This window comes from Sorangium sp. So ce693 (assembly GCF_051521375.1).
Classification (GTDB): Bacteria; Myxococcota_A; Polyangia; order Polyangiales; family Polyangiaceae; genus Sorangium; species Sorangium atrum.
The window spans coordinates 2,038,224-2,053,905 of the sequence record NZ_CP150347.1 but is presented as its reverse complement, the minus strand read 5'-3'; the positions used below and the strand labels follow the sequence as shown (position 1 = coordinate 2,053,905).

Here is a 15,682-nt window from a genome sequence, read left to right as displayed (position 1 = left end):
CCCTCCCGCCCGCAACGCAGGCCGCCTGGCCGGAGGCGCCCCTGCGCCCTACCTTGATCGCCATGAAGAAGCTCCGTATCGATGTCTGGTCCGACATCGCGTGCCCTTGGTGCTACGTCGGCAAGCGCCGGCTCGAGGCCGCGCTCGCCAGGTTCCCGCGCCGGGATGCGGTCGAGGTCGTCTGGCGCGCGTTCGAGCTCGACCCCTCGGCGAAGCGCGTCCTCGACACCGAGGTCTCCTACGCCGGGCGCCTCGCGAGGAAGTACGGCGTGCCCGTCGCCAAGGCCGAGGCCATGATCCAGCAGATGACCGAGGTGGGCGCGGCGGACGGCCTCGAGCTCCGCTTCGACAAGGTCCGGCCCGGCAACACCTTCGACGCGCACCGCGTGCTCCACCTCGCGGCCGAGCGCGGCGCGCAGGACGCCGTGAAGGAGCGGCTCCTCCGCGGCTACATGACCGAGGGCGAGGCGATCGGCGAGCCGGAGGTGCTCGCGCGCCTCGCCGGCGAGGCGGGGCTCGACCCGGATGAGGTCCGCGCGGCGCTCGCGAGCGACGCCCACGCGCGCGAGGTGCGGGCCGACGAGGCCGAGGCGCGCGCGATCGGCATCACGGGCGTCCCCTTCTTCGCGTTCGGCGGGCGGTACGGCGTCTCCGGCGCGCAGCCGGCCGAGGCCCTCCTCGGCGTGCTCCAGAAGGCGTGGGACGAGGCGGCCGACGCGCCCGAGCAGGCGTTCGCCGAGGGGGCGGCCTGCGGACCGGACGGGTGCGCATGAGCCGCCGGGCGTGATAGAGCTGCGCGGCGGATGTCGATTCAATGGTATCCAGGCCACATGACCAAGGCTCGGCGCACGATCGCCGAGTCGATGCCGTCGCAGGACGTCGTCATCGAGGTGCTCGACGCCCGGATGCCGCTGGCCAGCGAGAACCCCGTCCTGGCCGAGCTGCGCGGCCAGAAGCCGTGCATCAAGGTCCTGAACAAGAGCGATCTGGCGGACCCGGCCGTCACCACGGCGTGGCTCCGCTACTTCGAGGCGGAGCGCGCCGCGCCTCCTGACGAGGCGGAGCGCGGCGCCTCGCCGGGGGGACAGGTGCTCGCGATCGCGATCTCCGCGAGCCAGTCGTCCGAGGCGCGGCGCCGGATCCCGGAGCTCTGCAAGCGCCTCGCGCCCCCCAAGAACGGCCCCGGCAAGGTGGTGCGGGCGATGATCGTGGGGATCCCCAACGTCGGCAAATCGACGCTCATCAACGCGCTCATGGAGCGCAAGGTGGCCAAGGTCGGCGACGAGCCCGCGGTCACCAAGAGCCAGCAGCTCGTCACGCTGAAGACCGGCATGGCCATCTCCGACAACCCGGGGATCCTCTGGCCCAAGATCGACGACGAGGCGGCCTCGTTCCGCCTGGCCGTGGGCGGGGCGATCCCCGACACGGCCATCGACTACCAGAGCGTCGCCCTGTTCGCGGCGGGGTACTTCCTGCGGCGCTACCCCGAGCTCCTCGTCGCCCGCTACAAGCTGAAGGAGCTGCCGGAGACGGCCGCCGCGCTGATCGAGGAGATCGGCCGCCGCCGCGGCTGCCTGCGCAGCGGCGGGTCGGTGGACCTGCACAAGGCGTCGGACATCCTCGTCCACGACTTCCGCGCCGGTCGGCTCGGGCGCATCAGCCTGGAAGAGCCGCCGGGGCTGGAGTCGCCGTCGGGGATCGAAGAGAGCGCGTGAGCCGCGGCGCAGCGTCGCCGGCCAGGCTGGCCGATCGACGTGGGCGCCCAGGATCTTCGACCCGAAGGCCGCCGACGCCCGCTACGATGCCCACGCGACGGCTGCCGTGCGGCGCCGCCAGTGACGTTCGCCCCGCTCCCCGCTCCCCACGTCCCCCGCTCCCTACCCATTCACCCAACGAGGACCTCACTCCATGGCCGGAAGCAGCCTGCTCGCCCTGATCGACGACATCGCCACCGTGCTGGACGACGTTGCCGTGCTGACGAAGGTGGCCTCCAAGAAGACCGCCGGCGTGCTGGGCGACGATCTGGCGCTGAACGCGCAGCAGGTGACGGGCGTCAGCGCCGATCGCGAGCTGCCGGTCGTGCTGGCCGTGGCGAAGGGCTCGCTGCTCAACAAGGCCATCCTTGTGCCGGCGGCGCTGGCGATCAGCGCCTTCGCGCCCTGGGCCGTCACGCCCCTGCTGATGGTCGGCGGCGCCTTCCTCTGTTACGAGGGCTTCGAGAAGGTCGCCCACAAGGTGCTCCACAGCAAGCACGAGGACGAGGCGCACCGCGCCGAGCGCGTGCAGGCGCTCTCCGATCCGAAGATCGACCTCGTGGAGTTCGAGAGGGACAAGATCAAGGGCGCGGTGCGCACCGACTTCATCCTGTCGGCCGAGATCATCGCGATCACGCTCGGCACCGTGGCGGCGTCGCCGTTCAGCACGCAGGTCGCCGTGCTGAGCGGCATCGCCGTGCTGATGACGGTGGGCGTCTACGGCCTGGTCGCCGGCATCGTGAAGCTCGACGACGCCGGCCTCTACCTGAGCCGCCAGGACGGCGGTCTGCAGCAGTCGCTGGGCAGCGGCATCCTGAAGGCGGCGCCGTGGCTGATGAAGGGCCTGTCGGTCGCCGGCACGGCGGCGATGTTCCTGGTCGGCGGCGGCATCCTGACGCACGGCGTGCCGTGGCTGCACCACCCCATCGAGGACATGACCCAGGGCGCCGGCGCCGTGCTCGGCGCGGTGGTGCCGTCGCTCGCCAACATGGTCGTCGGCGTCGCGGCCGGCGCGGTCGTGCTGGGCGTCGTGACCGCGGTGAAGCAGGCGATGACGCGCGAGAAGGACGATCACTGACCCTGGAGCGCGGGCTCGCGCCGCCTGGAGCCCGAGCTCGCGCCGCGCAGGTCAGCCCTGTCCGGACCGCACAAGGGCCGCGAGCAGCCGCTCGAGCGCCGCGGCCGGGTCGGCGCCGAGGCCAGCGTGGACGCGCGAGGGCTGGACGACCGTGCTCGCCGGGGACACCACCCAGCCGAAGCGCTCGGCCTGCGGGAGCTCGGCGACGTACCCGCACGCCCGATCGCCGGCGCAGACGCGGCGGATGAAGTCGAGGTGGCCGCGGACCGCCTCCAGGTCGAGATCGGGCCAGAGGGCGAGCAGGCGCCGCTCGTCGGGCTCGAAGCGCGCGTCGAGGAAGCCCCGGACGCGGCAGAAGAGGACCACCCCGACGTTGACGCGCTCGCCGCGCTCCACGCGCGGGACCACGCGCAGCACGGCGTAGTCGAACGGGTCCGCGTCGGCGGGCGCGCGCGGAGGGCTACCGCCGGGCACGGACGGCATCGAGCGCCTCCTCGACGAAGCCCCGCGGCGACGCGAGGCGGTGGGTCAGGTAGGCGGCGTACGCCGCGCGGCGCGCCGCGACCGGCGCGGCGTCGGGCTGCGGCGCCTCGGCCGCGTCGGGCGAGAACGCGGACCGCCGCTCGCCCGAGGACCGGGCGCGAGGGTCCTGATCGGCCAGCCACGCGTCCGGGATCGCCGCGACGATCCCCGCGATGCGCTCGGGGGTGAGCCGGGCGCTCAGCGCGGCGTCGGCCGCGGCGAGATCGCCCGCGAACGGGAGCAGGACATGGCTCTTGACGAGCGGGAAGCGGTCGTGGGCGTCGGCGCGCGGGTCGGTCGCGTCGGTCCAGGCGTGGTGGACATAGAGCGCCGCGCCGTGGTCGATCAGCCAGAGGCGGCGGTGCCACAGGAGCAGGTTCGGGTTCTTGGGCGTCCGGTCCACGTTGCTCGTGAAGGCGTCGAACCAGACGACGGCGGCCGCAAGCCCCGGGTCGATCGCCGGGCCGGCGAGCGGCTGGAACGCGAGCGACCCGGGCAGGTAGTCGAGGGCGAGGTTCAGGCCGGCGCTCGCCGAGAGCAGGTCGGACAGCTCCGGATCCGGCTCGGCCCGCCCGAAGGCCGGGTCGAGCTCCATGAAGACGATCTCCGGCACCGGCAGCCCCAGCGCGCGCCCGATCTCCCCGGCGACGAGCTCCGCGATGAGCGCCTTCGGCCCCTGGCCGGCGCCGCGGAGCTTCAGGACATAGAGCCCGTCGTCATCGGCCTCGACGAGGGCCGGCAGCGACCCGCCCTCGCGAAGCGGGGTGACGTAGCGGGTTGTGTGGACGGTTCGGATCATGCCGGGCAGCAGCGTAGCGGGTGGCGGGGGAATTCCCCCACCCTGCCGGAAGGATGGAACCGCAAAGGCGCCATGAGACGCCATGATTTTTGTGTTTCGCTTGGCGTCTTTGGCGCGCTTGGCGGTTCAAGAGACCCCGCCTTCGGCCAGAGCCCTCACCCCCGTCGTCACGTGAGACGGGGGAGCCGGATCGAGCTGGAGCGCACCGGGAAGCGCGCCCTCGATAATCGATGAGGCGGCCCGGGCGCTCGCTCCGCGCAGCAGCGCGAGAGCGAGCGCCGCAGGCCCTCGTCGATCACTCGCCGAGGGGATCCAGCCTCGAGCCCAGCACGGGCTGGTAATCGCCGAGCAGGAAGCCCTGCAGGCCGTCCGTGAACTCGAACGGACCGATCACATGAACCACCTCGCTGCTCGCGCCGCCAGCGCCGCCCTCGCCGGTGGCGCCCGCCGAGCCGCCCTCGCCGGTGGCGCCCGCCGAACCGCCCTCGCCGCTCGTGCCGCCAGCGCCGCCCTCACCGGTGGCGCCCGCCGAGCCGCCCTCGCCGGTGGCGCCCGCCGAACCGCCCTCGCCGCTCATGCCGCCCGAGCCGCCCTCGCCGCCGGCACCACCCGCGCCGCCGGCGCCGCCGGCGCCGCCGGCGCCGCCCGAACCGCTCGTGCTAGCCGACCTCGTGACGGTGATGGAGTCGATATAGACGATGGTCGGGTTGGCCCAGGGCCCCTCGGCACCTGCGTCGACCTTGACGCCGATGCGCTTCACCTGGGTCTTGTTGAACGTCGTGGACGCCGCAGCGGCGGTATCGACGTCGATGGTGAGCTCGGTCCACTCTTTCAGGTCGTTGAAGCTCGTCCACGCCCAGGGGACACCCGCCCAGCTCTGCGCACCGCCGTTCTGCACGAACGTCTGCAGACCACCGCCGGTGGCCGATTGAGCCTTTACACGGAACGTGACGGTAGCGCCGGTCAGGTCGACCAGCTGAGAGAAGTCGAACTGGAACAGCGTCCCCGTGGAAGCCGTGGTGAGCGGCACAGCCAGCCGGGCGCAACCCGAGCAGCTCTCCTCCGGACCGGGACCGATGTCGGGGGCGCCGCCGCCCGCGCCGCCGTCGCCGCCGCCCGCGCCGCCGTCGCCGCCGCCCGCACCGCCGTCGCTGCCGCCCGCGCCGCCTTCACCGCCGCCCGCGCCGCCTTCACCGCCGCCCGCGCCGCCTTCACCGCCGCCCGTGCTCGCCGAGCTGCTGCTGGAGCTCGACGTCGTGCTGGAGGCGGTCCCACCGCCCGCACCGCCGCTGCCGGTGGTCTCATCGTCGCCGCAACCCGTCATGGCGAATGCGCCGACCAACATCCCGCACATTGCCAAAGAAAGAACTGATCTCATCCTGACCCTCTCCTGATGTGCACCACGAGGCCACGCAGCCCGGGCCTCCGTTCGCCATGGCGGTTGCCACCGCCCGCGAGCTCCTCCGAGCCAGCCGCGTGGCGCAAGTTACCCTGGGCAGAAATTTTTCTCAACAGCCCAAACGTGTGAGCCCGACAACCAGCTCAGCCCCATCGAGGCGCAGCTGTCGAGTCCGCCGGACGAAAGCGCCGCGGCGGGCTCGACAGCCGCGGCGCGGCGAAATCGTGCGACACGCCCTCGCCGGGGCGGCCCTCAGGCCGCGCCCCGGCGCTTCACGTCGTACCGGAGGAGCGACACGCCGCTCGCGTACGACGTCGCGCCGAGGAGCGCCAGATCGACCTTCCTGGAGCTGTCGCCGAAGAGCGGGATCCCGTGCCCGAAGACGATGGGATTCACCTTGAGGACGAGCCGATCGATGAGGTCGTGATCGAGGAGGAAGCCGGCGAAGGCGCCGCCCCCGCAGAGATAGATATCGGCCCCGTCGCCCTCCTTCAGCCGCTTCAGGGCCGCGATCTCGTCACGGTCCACGACCTCCACCTCGGCGCCCTCGCCGAAGCGGAGGGTCTTCGAGAAGATGTAGTGCGCCATGTGCGGGTAGGCTCGCTTCCCCGGGACGAGCCCGAAGGGATAGCCCGCCTCGTACGTCCTTCGCCCCATCACGACGGTGTCGTAGCCCTTCAGGCGCTCGACGTAATCGGCGGCGTGCTCTCCTTGCATCGCGAAGCCGTCCACCGAGCCGTCCTCGTGCGAGATGAAGTTGTCGACCGTCACCGCGACGTCATAGACGATCTTTCTCATTCGAATCCTCCTTGAAACGCTGTCCTGAGCTCGCCCGGGATCGATCCATCGAGCGCGCCGGGTCCTGGCGCGTCGAAGCCATTCCCATCGCGCAGCTCGCGCCAGCGCAACCAGAGAAAGCTCGCCGGGGGGCTGTCGAGCCCCTCCGGCTGGCGTTGTGACGAGTTCAGGCTGTTGTTGGATGCTCTGGCGCGCCTTGCGCGCTTCGCTGCGTCCGGTGCAGCGTACTCCCCGGCTGGCCCGAGATCACTCGGCGATGTGGGTCAGCAACGAGCCGGCCACCGGCCTGTAGTTGCCGATCACCATCGGCTCCGCGCCGGTCGTGAACTCGAACGGACCCACCACGTGGATCACCTCTCCACCGGAGCCGCCGCCTTCGCCGCCTGCGCCGCCGACACCGGCCGAGCCGCCTTCGCCGCCCGCGCCGCCGACACCGGCCGAGCCGCCTTCGCCGCCCGCGCCGCCGACACCGGCCGAACCGCCTTCGCCGCCCGCGCCGCCGACGCCGGCCGTGCCGCCTTCGCCACCCGCGCCGCCGACACCGGCCGAGCCGCCAGCGCCGCCCACGCCGCTCTCACCGCCGGCGCCGACGTCACCGCTCGTTCCACCGGCGCCGCCCACGCCGCTCTCGCCGCCGGCGCCACCTTCGCCGCTCCACCCGCCGGCACCGCCCTCACCGCCGGCGCCGCCCTCACCGCGCTCGCCGCTCGGTGCGGCGCCTCGCGCGGCGCTCGGAGTGCCGGGTTTCGTGACGGTGATGGAGTCGACGTAGACGACGGTCGGATTGGTCCAGGGCCCGGTGCCGCCCGCCGTGAGCTGAAGTCCGATCAACTTCACCTCCGTGCGTTCGAAGGAGGGCTTCGACCCGGCCAAGGCGTCGACATCGATCGTGATCTCCTGCCAGTCTCCCAGGCCGGAGATCGGATTCCACGAATAGCCGATGTTCTGATAGCCCCGATCCACCCCGTTTTGCACGAACGGCTGCACGCCGCCGCTGGTGCCGGCGTGGGTCCTCACGCGGTACGTGACCGTGCTCCCCGTCAGATCGACCGGCGAGGTGAACTCGATGAAGAACTGCGTCGCCGTATTCGCGGTCGTGAACGGAACGGACAGCCGAGCGCAACCGGAGCAATGCTCCTCCGGGACCGAGCTGCCGCCGCCTTCACCCGCGCTGCCGCCGCCTTCACCCGAGCTGCCGCCGCCGACACCCGGGCTGCTGCCGCCGTCACCCGAACCGCCGCCGCCGTCGCTCGAGCCGCTGCCGCCGTCACCCGAACCGCCGCCGCCGTCGCTCGGGCCGCTGCCGCCCGAACCGCCGCCGCCATCCGCGTTCGAGCCGCCATCACCCGAGCCGCCACCGCCGTCAGAGCCCGAGCTGGTCGAGTTCGACGACGTGCTGGAGTTGGATGAGCTCCCTCCGCCCGTCCCGCCAGCGCCGCCGCTGCCAGTGGACTCGTCGTCACCGCAACCCGTCAGGGCGAACGCGCCGACCAGCAACCCGTACGCAGCAAAAGAAAGTACCGATCTCATTCGGACCCCTCCTGGATAGACCCCCGCGAGGCCGCGCGGCAGATGTCGCCGTTCGCCACCGCGGCTCCTACAGCACTGGAGCTCTTCCGAGCCAGCCCCGCACATCGCGACATTATCCTGGACAGAAGACTTTCTCAACAGCCCGGACGGGGAAATCCGTCACCGGGTCTCGACGCGTTTGTCGTTCATCGACGCTGGCGACGCTGCAAGCATGGCAGCCACACCAGACCACCTGAGGAGTCGAGCCGGAGCGCCGCGCGACGGCTACACATAACCACCCATGAAGTCGACCGGAGCGCCGCGCGGCGGCCACATCGGATTACCTGCGGTCCCGGTCGAGAGCGCGGCGCGGCAGCCCGAGAGAGCCGAACAGCGCTCTGTCGCGTATCGATCGCTTCCTCAGCGACCGTCCCTGCCGCGACGACTTTGCCGGCGGCGAAACTGGTTCCTTCCAACCACCTCCGGACGCGGACGAGGTCATGGCCCGTCGAGCGCGCCGAGCCCCCCGATCGGCGCGTCCGGGATCATCGCAAATCAAGCGGATTGATGCTGTAGCGCGTCTCTCGCGCTTCCCTGGTGAGGAGCGGCAGGCGCCACGGGATAGCCAGGGTCACGGGGCGACGTGGGTCACCGTCGAGCCTTCCACGGGCTGGTAATCGTTGACCACCATCGGCTCCTCGCTCGTCGTGAACTCGTACGGACCCATCACATGAATCACATCGACGCTGGAGCCGCCGCCTTCGCCGCCTCCGCCGCCTTCGCCGCCTCCGCCGCCTCCGCCGCTCGAGCTGCTGCTGCTCGAACTGCTGCTGCTCGCGCTGCTGCTGCTGCTGCTCGCGCTGCTGCTGCTCGCGCTGCTGCTGCTGCTCGCGCTGCTGCTGCTCGCGCTGCCGCCGCCTTCGCCGCCTTCGCCTCCGGCCCCGGCCACCCCACCCGCGCCGCCGGCGCCGCTCATACCCCCCGCGCCGCCATCGCCGCTGGTGCCGCCCGCGCCTCCGGCGCCGCCCATACCCCCGGCGCCGCCCATACCCCCGGCGCCGCCATCGCCCCCGGCGCCGCCATCGCCGCGCTCCCCGCTACGGCCAAAGAAGAAGCGCTGGCTGCTCGGAGCCCCTTCGCCTGTGCCGGGTCTCGTGACCGTGACGTAGTCGACATCGACAACGGTAGGATTGACCCAGGGCCCCGTGTTGCCCGCCGTGACCTGAACCCCGATCATCTCCACCACGGTGCGGTTGAAGGTTCCATTTGTCGGAGCCAGCGCATCGACATCGATCTTGATTTCCTTCCACTGTCCCAGCTCGGCAAGCGGGTTCCACGAGTAGCCGATGTTCGCATAGCCGAGATCACCCCCGTTCTGCACGAACGGCTGCAGACCGCCGCCCGTGCCGGCACGGGTCCTCACGCGGAACGTGACGGTCGCGCCGGTCAGGTCGACCTTCTCGTGGAAGAAGATCATGAACTGCGTGGCCTGCCCCGCCCTCGTGAGCGGCACGGAGAGCCGCGCGCAGCCAGGGCAGCCATCGCCCGGATCAACGACGCCTCCACCCACACCGCCGCTGGCGGCACCACCACCTGCGCCGCTATCACCGGTAGTTGCTGCGCTGCTCGAGCTGCTGGCCGCGCCCGTGAAGCCCGTCGACGTGCTCGGGGGGAAGGGGAAGCCCCCGCCCGTGCCGTCCTCGATCGCGGGGTTGTCCGTGCAACCCATCACGGCGAACGCGCCAACCAGCAACCAACACCCCGCCGTAGAACGAACTGTTCTCATCCTAGCCCCTCCTAGATCCATCCCGCGAGGCCCCGCGGCTGATGCCGCCGTTCGCCTTCAGCGGCTCCGACCGCGCCCGAGCTCCTCCGAGCCAAACCGCACGAGGCGAGACTATCCTGGACAGAGCAACTTCTCAACAACACGGACGTGTGGATCCGTCGTTACAGTTTAGCGCATTACGCGATCACCGATGCCAGCTCCAATGCGCGCGAAGAAGCCACATCATGCCACCTGCGAAGTCGCGTCCGGAGCGCGGGCGCCCCTCGGCGCAGCGGCTGAGCGCCCTTGGCTGCTCGGTTATGGTGCGATGTCGAGGCGACGGCGGCGCGCGATGCGCGCGGTGCCCGCAGCGCGGCGCCATCGGCCGTCGGGGCGCCGGGCTCAGCGCCCGCCCGATGACGGGGCCGCGGTGGGGTGGAGTAGCATCATGGCAATGGCGACCACATAAAACGAGAGGCCGACCAGGAGGAACGCGATGGCGACACGGTAGATCGTGGTCTTGCGATCGCGGTAGGCGAGCGAGGCCAAGAGCCAGCCGCGCAGGTCGTCGCCCGGTTGCTGGGTGAGCCAGCGAATGTGCTGCACACCCCAGACGATCAGGGTCGCGGAGAGCAGGACGATCGCCACGCCGGCGATGATCAGCCCCTGCGCGTGGGGGCTGGTGCCGGCGATGAGGCGGCCCGAGAAGCCGGTCGTGGTGATGACGATGCCGCAGAGGCCGATGAGCACCTGGGCCCGGTTATGGAGGACGGCGAACTGCCGCTCCAGGATCCCGTGGAGGGCATCCCAGGACCCGGCGCCCACGAGCTCGACGAGCCGGTCCATCTCTTCCTCCCTCGCGATCTTCTTCATGACAGGCGCCCTAGCACTCCGGCGCCCGCGCCTCATCACGTCCCGCCGCGCGCGCGACGAACAGGCCGAACGCCGCGCACGTCAGCGCGACGAGGAGCGCGCCCGAGGCCCACAGCACGGGGCGGTGCCCATAGCGATCGACGCCCATCCCGACGACGGGCCCGAGCAGCACGAAGGCGAGGCGGAAGAGGAAGCTGCGGAGCGAGACGCAGCTCGCGCGATCGCCGTCGGGCGCGAGGCGCTGCTCCTCGTGGTGGAGCAGCGGCATGTGCAGCCCGCGCACGAGCGTGAGCAGGAAATAGAACGCGACCCCGAGCACGTGGCGCGAGAGCGCGAGGCCGAGGTACCCGGCCGCCACAAGGACGACGCACGCGAGCAGCGTCCCCGTCATGCCGAGGCGGCGGCCGGCGCGCTCGCTCAGCATCGAGCCGAGCGCGGTGGTGAAGCTCGCGACGGCCCACATGGGGCCTATCCACGCGACCGGGGCGCCGGCCTCGGTCGCGTACAGCGCCATGAGCCAGGTCGGCAGGTACGACGCGAGCGCGAGCACGACGCCGAGCAGCAGCACCGCGCGGAAGTCGGCGCGCTCGAGCAGCGCGTCGCGCACGATCGCGCGCATGCGGCCCAGGTGGTCCTCGACCTTCGGCTCGGCGCGGCGGGTCTCGCCGAACCGGAGGGCGATCCCCGCCGCGAGCGCCCAGGCCGCCGCCTCCATCGCGAACGGCAGGCGGGACCAGCGCGCGTAAAGGAAGCCGGCGGCGAGCGCGGCGCTCCCCGAGGCGATCTGCGCGATCGTGCGCATACGGCCGTACCAGCGGGCGAACTCGTGCTCTTTGCCCAGCTCGCGCAGCGAGTCGAAGAGGAGCGCGGAGTCCGCCCCCGAGACAAGGGAGAACCCGACGCCGAGCACGAGCTCGGCGAGCAGCACCGACCAGAGCCCGCGCGCGAGCGCATAGAGGCCCCAGCCGGCCAGGATGCAAAAGGAGGCGATCACGAGCGCGCGGCGGTGGCCCAGGCGATCGGCGACGTAGCCGGACGGGAACTCGAAGAGCGCGATGCTCAGGCTGAACGCGCCCTGCACGGCCATCATCGTGGCCACGCTCATGCCGATGTCCTGCGTCCAGAACAGCGGGAAGATGGCCGACGGGAACATCAGCGATTGAACGCCGTGGTAGACGCAGATGCGCCAGGGGTTCTGCCGGACGGACGACATGACAGGGGATCCGGGAGCTCACGCCGCCGCGGGCGCGCCGCCGCCTCGCGTCTAGAACTCGGTTCCGATCATGTACCTGAGTTGCCCCGTCTTCAGCGAGAAGACGTAAAGCGCCGTCCAGCTGGCGAAGAAGACGTCGTTCGCCGAGATCGAGATCCCGGACGAGACCTGCGACTTCTTGTGAACTTGCACGTCCCACAGCCGCTTGCCGGTGGCCGCCTCGAAGCAGGCGAGGCGCGTGCCGTCTTTGTGATCCTTCATGTCATAAGGGACGACCAGGAACCCGCCTTCATAGGCCCCCGCCTCCACCCCCGTGGCCCGCGTGGTCAGCGGGTCGACGCCGGGCACCACCGTCTTCCAGAGCACCTTCTTCTTGTTGTCCACCGCGGCCACCATGCCGACCTGGCTGCCCTTGCTGCGGCCGCCGAGCAGGAACCGCGGCCCGGGCCCGCTCGGGATGATCGCGCCGCTCACCGACATGCCCTCGACCTCATGCGACCCGGGCAGCCCGAGCTCGTCGAACTCGTGCCAGCGGGCGAACCGATAGCCGGGCGCCTCTTCCTGGATCGAGCTCGGAACCGTCTTGCAGGCCGCGTCCTTCGCGAGCTCGCGCCGCTTCCCGGTCGCCGGCTCGAGCCCGTGCTTCGCGTCGTCGACCGTCTCGACGACGATCACGCCGTCGCCCTGGCACAGCCGCCTCGCCTTCTCGCCGAGCAACGCCGACCACGACGGCGTCCCGGTGCGCAGATCATGGGCCTGCACCTTGCCCAGCGCGTCGATCGAGATCATCCGATCGAAGACGATCGCGCGCCGCGCCTCGTGGTTGGCCGCGTCCTTGGTGAGCGCCGCCGTCTTCCAGATCGGCTTCCCGTCGCGCCCGTCGTAGGCCGCGATCCACTCCTCGCCGCCGGGGACGTTGCTCTTGCCGATCACGTCCGGCGTGCCGTCGCCGTTCACGTCGGCGAGCATGGGCCGATCGCTGAAGTACGTTTTCGCTACGACGCCGAGGAGCGGCGTCGACCCGCCCCTGGACGGCCCCGACGCGTTCATCACGAAGGCGCCGGCGGCCGCGCCGACCACGACCATGGCCACGACGACCGACATCACGATGACCCCCGCGGCGTTGCTGGACGGCGGGGCGACCCGGACGACGTGCATGCCTTGCGGGATCGGCGCGGTGGTCGGCTTCCTGCCGCGATCGACGAGCGACCGCGCGCCGCAGTACTGGCAGGTGACTGCATCCATCCCCGCCTGAATCGGCAGCGGGGCGCCGCAGCGCGGACACCTGGTATCGACGATCCGTGCCATCGTCCCACTCTACACGAGCTGCTCGCCGGGTTCGCAACACGTTCGACGCGGCGATCCCGGGGCCTCGACCGGAGCCGCGGATCGCGGGCGTCCCCTGCGCCGCTCGCCCTCGATCCCGGTCTCCCCGGCGGTCGACGAGGAGCGCGCGAGCCCTGGCCCGCGTCGACCGCGCAGGCTCGCTGTGCCCCGCTGGTCCTCCGATCGCCGCGCCTCGTTCCCGCGCTCGCGCTGCCTGGGCGCGTCGCAGGCGCGCGTCAGGCGCTCGCGCTCATTCCGCCTCGCGGGCGAGCTCGGCCGCGACCGGGTCGGCGCCGAGCGGGATCAGGAACTCCAGCTTGTCTGTCGGCAAGTGGCCCTTCATCACCCCTGTGAGCGACTCCTTGGCCTCGGGCGTCAGGCTCTCGCCGTCGGACAGCGATCGCACGGTGTCGCGGTAGAGGTGGAGATAGGCGCGCTGTGGATCGAGCAGTTCCACGGTGCCTTGCTCGCCGTGGCCGGGGTACACGACGGTGTCCGGGCCGAGCTCCTGTTCCAGCGTGTCGAGGTTCCCGAGCCACTCGCCCGAGTGGCCGTCCGACAGGTAGGAGTGCGTGCCGTTGAAGGCGGCATCGCCGATGAAGGCGATCGGCGGATCGGCCTTGATGACCCAGATGCTGTCCGCGTGCGACTCGCCGGGCCCGAGATCCTCGACCTGGAACGAGACGTCGTCGAGCGTGACGGTCTCTCCGGACGCGACGATCCGGCTCGGGAAGGTGCGCGCTGCGGGCCACTCCTCGCCGAACACCGGGGTCCACTGCGCCGCCTTGGCCTCGTCGTCCCGCCGGATCACCTGGTCGACGGCCGCCGTCGCCAGGATGGGCGCGTCGAGCCCGCGAACGAGCTCGGTCACGCCGTTGTAGTGATCGGGGTGGCCGTGCGTGAGGAGCACGGCGAGGAGCGGTTTACCCAGCCCATCGAGCTTCTGTCGCAGCGCGATGGCGTCGGACACGGTGAGCATCGCGTCGACGGCGACGACCCCGTGCTCCGTCTCGACCAGATAGGCGTTCACATAGATGCCGTTCATCCCTGCGCTCTGCGTATGGATGACGGGCGCGGGCGCCGTCGCGCCGTCCTCTGCGTCCAGGCACCCTCCGGCGAGCAAAGCCGCGGCGACCAGCGCTGTTCCAAAGCTCCGTGACATCGTGTTCTCTCCTTGAGCAGCGAGCCCGCGACGGCGCGCCCTGACCGCGTTCGGAGCGGGCGGCGCCGTCGTTCTGCGCTCAGGATAGGAGTCCTTGCCAGGCCTTCTTGGACACCGCTGCTGCCCCCTGGAACGTGGCTGCTGTCATCCCGCGCCCCGCGACGCAGCGCTGCCCCGCTGGATCCACTGCAGCGGACGGCCCCTGCCCTCCCGCCCTAGATCTTCTTCTCTCGCGCGGTCCCGCGCCCGCCCGGGGCCGCGCCCCGCTGGCCCGAGGGCGGCTGTTCCGTTTCTTTCGTCCGTTTCGTCTGTTCCGTCCGTTCCAGCAGGGCCGCGCGGGTGAGCCCTTTCCCGCCGAAGCGCTCGGCCACCTCCGCGACGACGCCCTCGAGGCGCCGACGGCGCTCCGAGGCGACCGGGAACAGGCTCAGCGTCGGGCCGGCGGTCTGGCTCGTCAGGTCGCCGGCGGCGACGCCGACGAGCCGCACTGGCCGCGAGAGATCGAAGCGCGAGAGCAGCCCCTTCGCGCAGGTGTAGATCGAATCCGTGTCGCTGACCGGCTCGGACAGCCTCGCCTGGCGCGTCCGCAGCGTGAAGTCCGAGTACTTGAGCTTCACCACCACCGCGCGGCAGGACAGGCCCGCCTTGAGCAGGCGCCGCGCCACGCGGCCCGACAGATCGAGCAGCCAGCGCTCGATGGGCTCCCTGCCCCGGAGGTCCTCCTCCACGGTCTCCTCCGCGCCGATCGACTCCGCCGCGCGGCCCGGGACGACCGCGCGCTCGTCGACGCCCGCGGCGAGCAGCCGGACGTGCTCGCCCCACGCGGGGCCGAGCAGCTCGTGGAGGCGCGGCGCGGGGCAGCGCGCGAGATCGCCGATGGTCGCGAGCCCCGCCGCGTGGAGCCGATCGGCCGCGCGCGGGCCCACGCCCCACATGCGCTCGAGCGGCAGCGGCGCGAGGAAGGCGGCGACGTCGCCGGGGACGACGACGAGGCCGTCGGGCTTCCGCAGATCGCTCGCGATCTTCGCGGCGAACTTGCAGGACGCGACGCCGGCGGAGGCCGTGAGCCCGGTCTCGTCGCGGATCGCGCGCTTGATCTGCGCCGCGATCGCCTCGCCGTCGCCGAAGAGCGCGCGGCTCGCGGTCACGTCGAGGAACGCCTCGTCGAGCGACAGCCCCTCCACGAGCGGCGTGAAGCGGCGGAAGATCGCGAACACCTGCGCGCTCACCTCGGCGTAGCGGGCGTGCCGCACCGGCACCACGATCGCCTGCGGGCAGCGGCGGAGCGCCTCGACCATCGGCATCGCCGAGCGGGCGCCCGAGGCGCGCGCCTCGTACGACGCTGCCGCGACGACGCCCCGCCGGGAGGCGCCGCCCACCAGGACGGGGCGGCCTCGCAGCGACGGGTCGTCGAGCTGCTCGACCGACGCGAAGAACGCGTCCATGTCGATGTGGAGGATCTGTCGCATCGGTGGTGCTCTTCT

At 71.6% G+C, this 15,682-nt stretch carries 14 protein-coding genes; 3 read left to right on the top strand and 11 right to left on the bottom strand.

All coding sequences use genetic code 11. From position 1 onward, the window contains the following. Positions 1–62: 62 nt before the first annotated feature. The 3 genes from WMF14_RS07800 (at position 63) to WMF14_RS07790 (ending at position 2,832) form a co-directional block, all read left to right on the top strand. Complete coding sequence (locus WMF14_RS07800) at positions 63–773, top strand: DsbA family oxidoreductase (RefSeq protein ID WP_437799678.1); 711 nt, start codon at positions 63–65, stop codon at positions 771–773. Between the two features lie 30 nt (positions 774–803). After that, positions 804–1,715, top strand: coding sequence for a ribosome biogenesis GTPase YlqF (gene ylqF, locus WMF14_RS07795; RefSeq protein WP_437799676.1), 912 nt, complete (start codon positions 804–806; stop codon positions 1,713–1,715). 193 nt (positions 1,716–1,908) lie between these two features. After that, complete coding sequence (locus tag WMF14_RS07790; protein WP_437799674.1) at positions 1,909–2,832, top strand: DUF808 domain-containing protein; 924 nt, start codon at positions 1,909–1,911, stop codon at positions 2,830–2,832. Between the two features lie 51 nt (positions 2,833–2,883). On the opposite strand, the gene WMF14_RS07785 is transcribed toward WMF14_RS07790, so the two are convergent. The 11 genes from WMF14_RS07785 to WMF14_RS07735 all read right to left on the bottom strand — a co-directional run bounded on the left by WMF14_RS07785 (position 2,884) and on the right by WMF14_RS07735 (position 15,667). Then, complete coding sequence (locus WMF14_RS07785; protein ID WP_437799673.1) at positions 2,884–3,315, bottom strand: DUF3037 domain-containing protein; 432 nt, start codon at positions 3,313–3,315, stop codon at positions 2,884–2,886. Further along, a complete protein-coding gene (locus tag WMF14_RS07780; protein ID WP_437799671.1) occupies positions 3,293–4,153 on the bottom strand; it encodes a HipA family kinase in 861 nt (286 codons plus the stop codon). Before WMF14_RS07780 ends, WMF14_RS07785 begins: the two co-directional genes overlap by 23 nt. A 295-nt stretch (positions 4,154–4,448) precedes the next feature. Beyond that, positions 4,449–5,498: a hypothetical protein gene (locus tag WMF14_RS07775; protein WP_437799669.1), complete on the bottom strand. Its 1,050-nt coding sequence runs from the start codon at positions 5,496–5,498 to the stop codon at positions 4,449–4,451. A 306-nt stretch (positions 5,499–5,804) separates the two neighbouring features. Then, positions 5,805–6,350, bottom strand: coding sequence for a dihydrofolate reductase family protein (locus WMF14_RS07770; RefSeq protein ID WP_437799667.1), 546 nt, complete (start codon positions 6,348–6,350; stop codon positions 5,805–5,807). 246 nt (positions 6,351–6,596) lie between these two features. Next, a complete protein-coding gene (locus WMF14_RS07765; RefSeq protein WP_437799666.1) occupies positions 6,597–7,880 on the bottom strand; it encodes a hypothetical protein in 1,284 nt (427 codons plus the stop codon). Positions 7,881–8,490: 610 nt separating this feature from the next. Next, positions 8,491–9,588 (bottom strand): hypothetical protein, encoded by a 1,098-nt coding sequence (locus tag WMF14_RS07760; RefSeq protein WP_437799664.1) that lies wholly within the window; start codon positions 9,586–9,588, stop codon positions 8,491–8,493. A gap of 438 nt (positions 9,589–10,026) precedes the next feature. Beyond that, positions 10,027–10,497, bottom strand: coding sequence for a hypothetical protein (locus WMF14_RS07755; protein ID WP_437799662.1), 471 nt, complete (start codon positions 10,495–10,497; stop codon positions 10,027–10,029). Between the two features lie 10 nt (positions 10,498–10,507). Next, a complete protein-coding gene (locus tag WMF14_RS07750) occupies positions 10,508–11,710 on the bottom strand; it encodes an MFS transporter (RefSeq protein ID WP_437799660.1) in 1,203 nt (400 codons plus the stop codon). A gap of 51 nt (positions 11,711–11,761) precedes the next feature. Beyond that, positions 11,762–12,955 (bottom strand): outer membrane protein assembly factor BamB family protein, encoded by a 1,194-nt coding sequence (locus WMF14_RS07745; RefSeq protein ID WP_437799658.1) that lies wholly within the window; start codon positions 12,953–12,955, stop codon positions 11,762–11,764. Positions 12,956–13,286: 331 nt separating this feature from the next. Continuing rightward, a complete protein-coding gene (locus WMF14_RS07740; RefSeq protein ID WP_437799656.1) occupies positions 13,287–14,198 on the bottom strand; it encodes an MBL fold metallo-hydrolase in 912 nt (303 codons plus the stop codon). A 215-nt stretch (positions 14,199–14,413) separates the two neighbouring features. Then, positions 14,414–15,667 carry a DNA polymerase IV gene (locus WMF14_RS07735; RefSeq protein ID WP_437799654.1) on the bottom strand — a complete coding sequence of 418 codons (1,254 nt, stop codon included), beginning with the start codon at positions 15,665–15,667 and terminating at the stop codon, positions 14,414–14,416. Positions 15,668–15,682 lie beyond the last annotated feature (15 nt).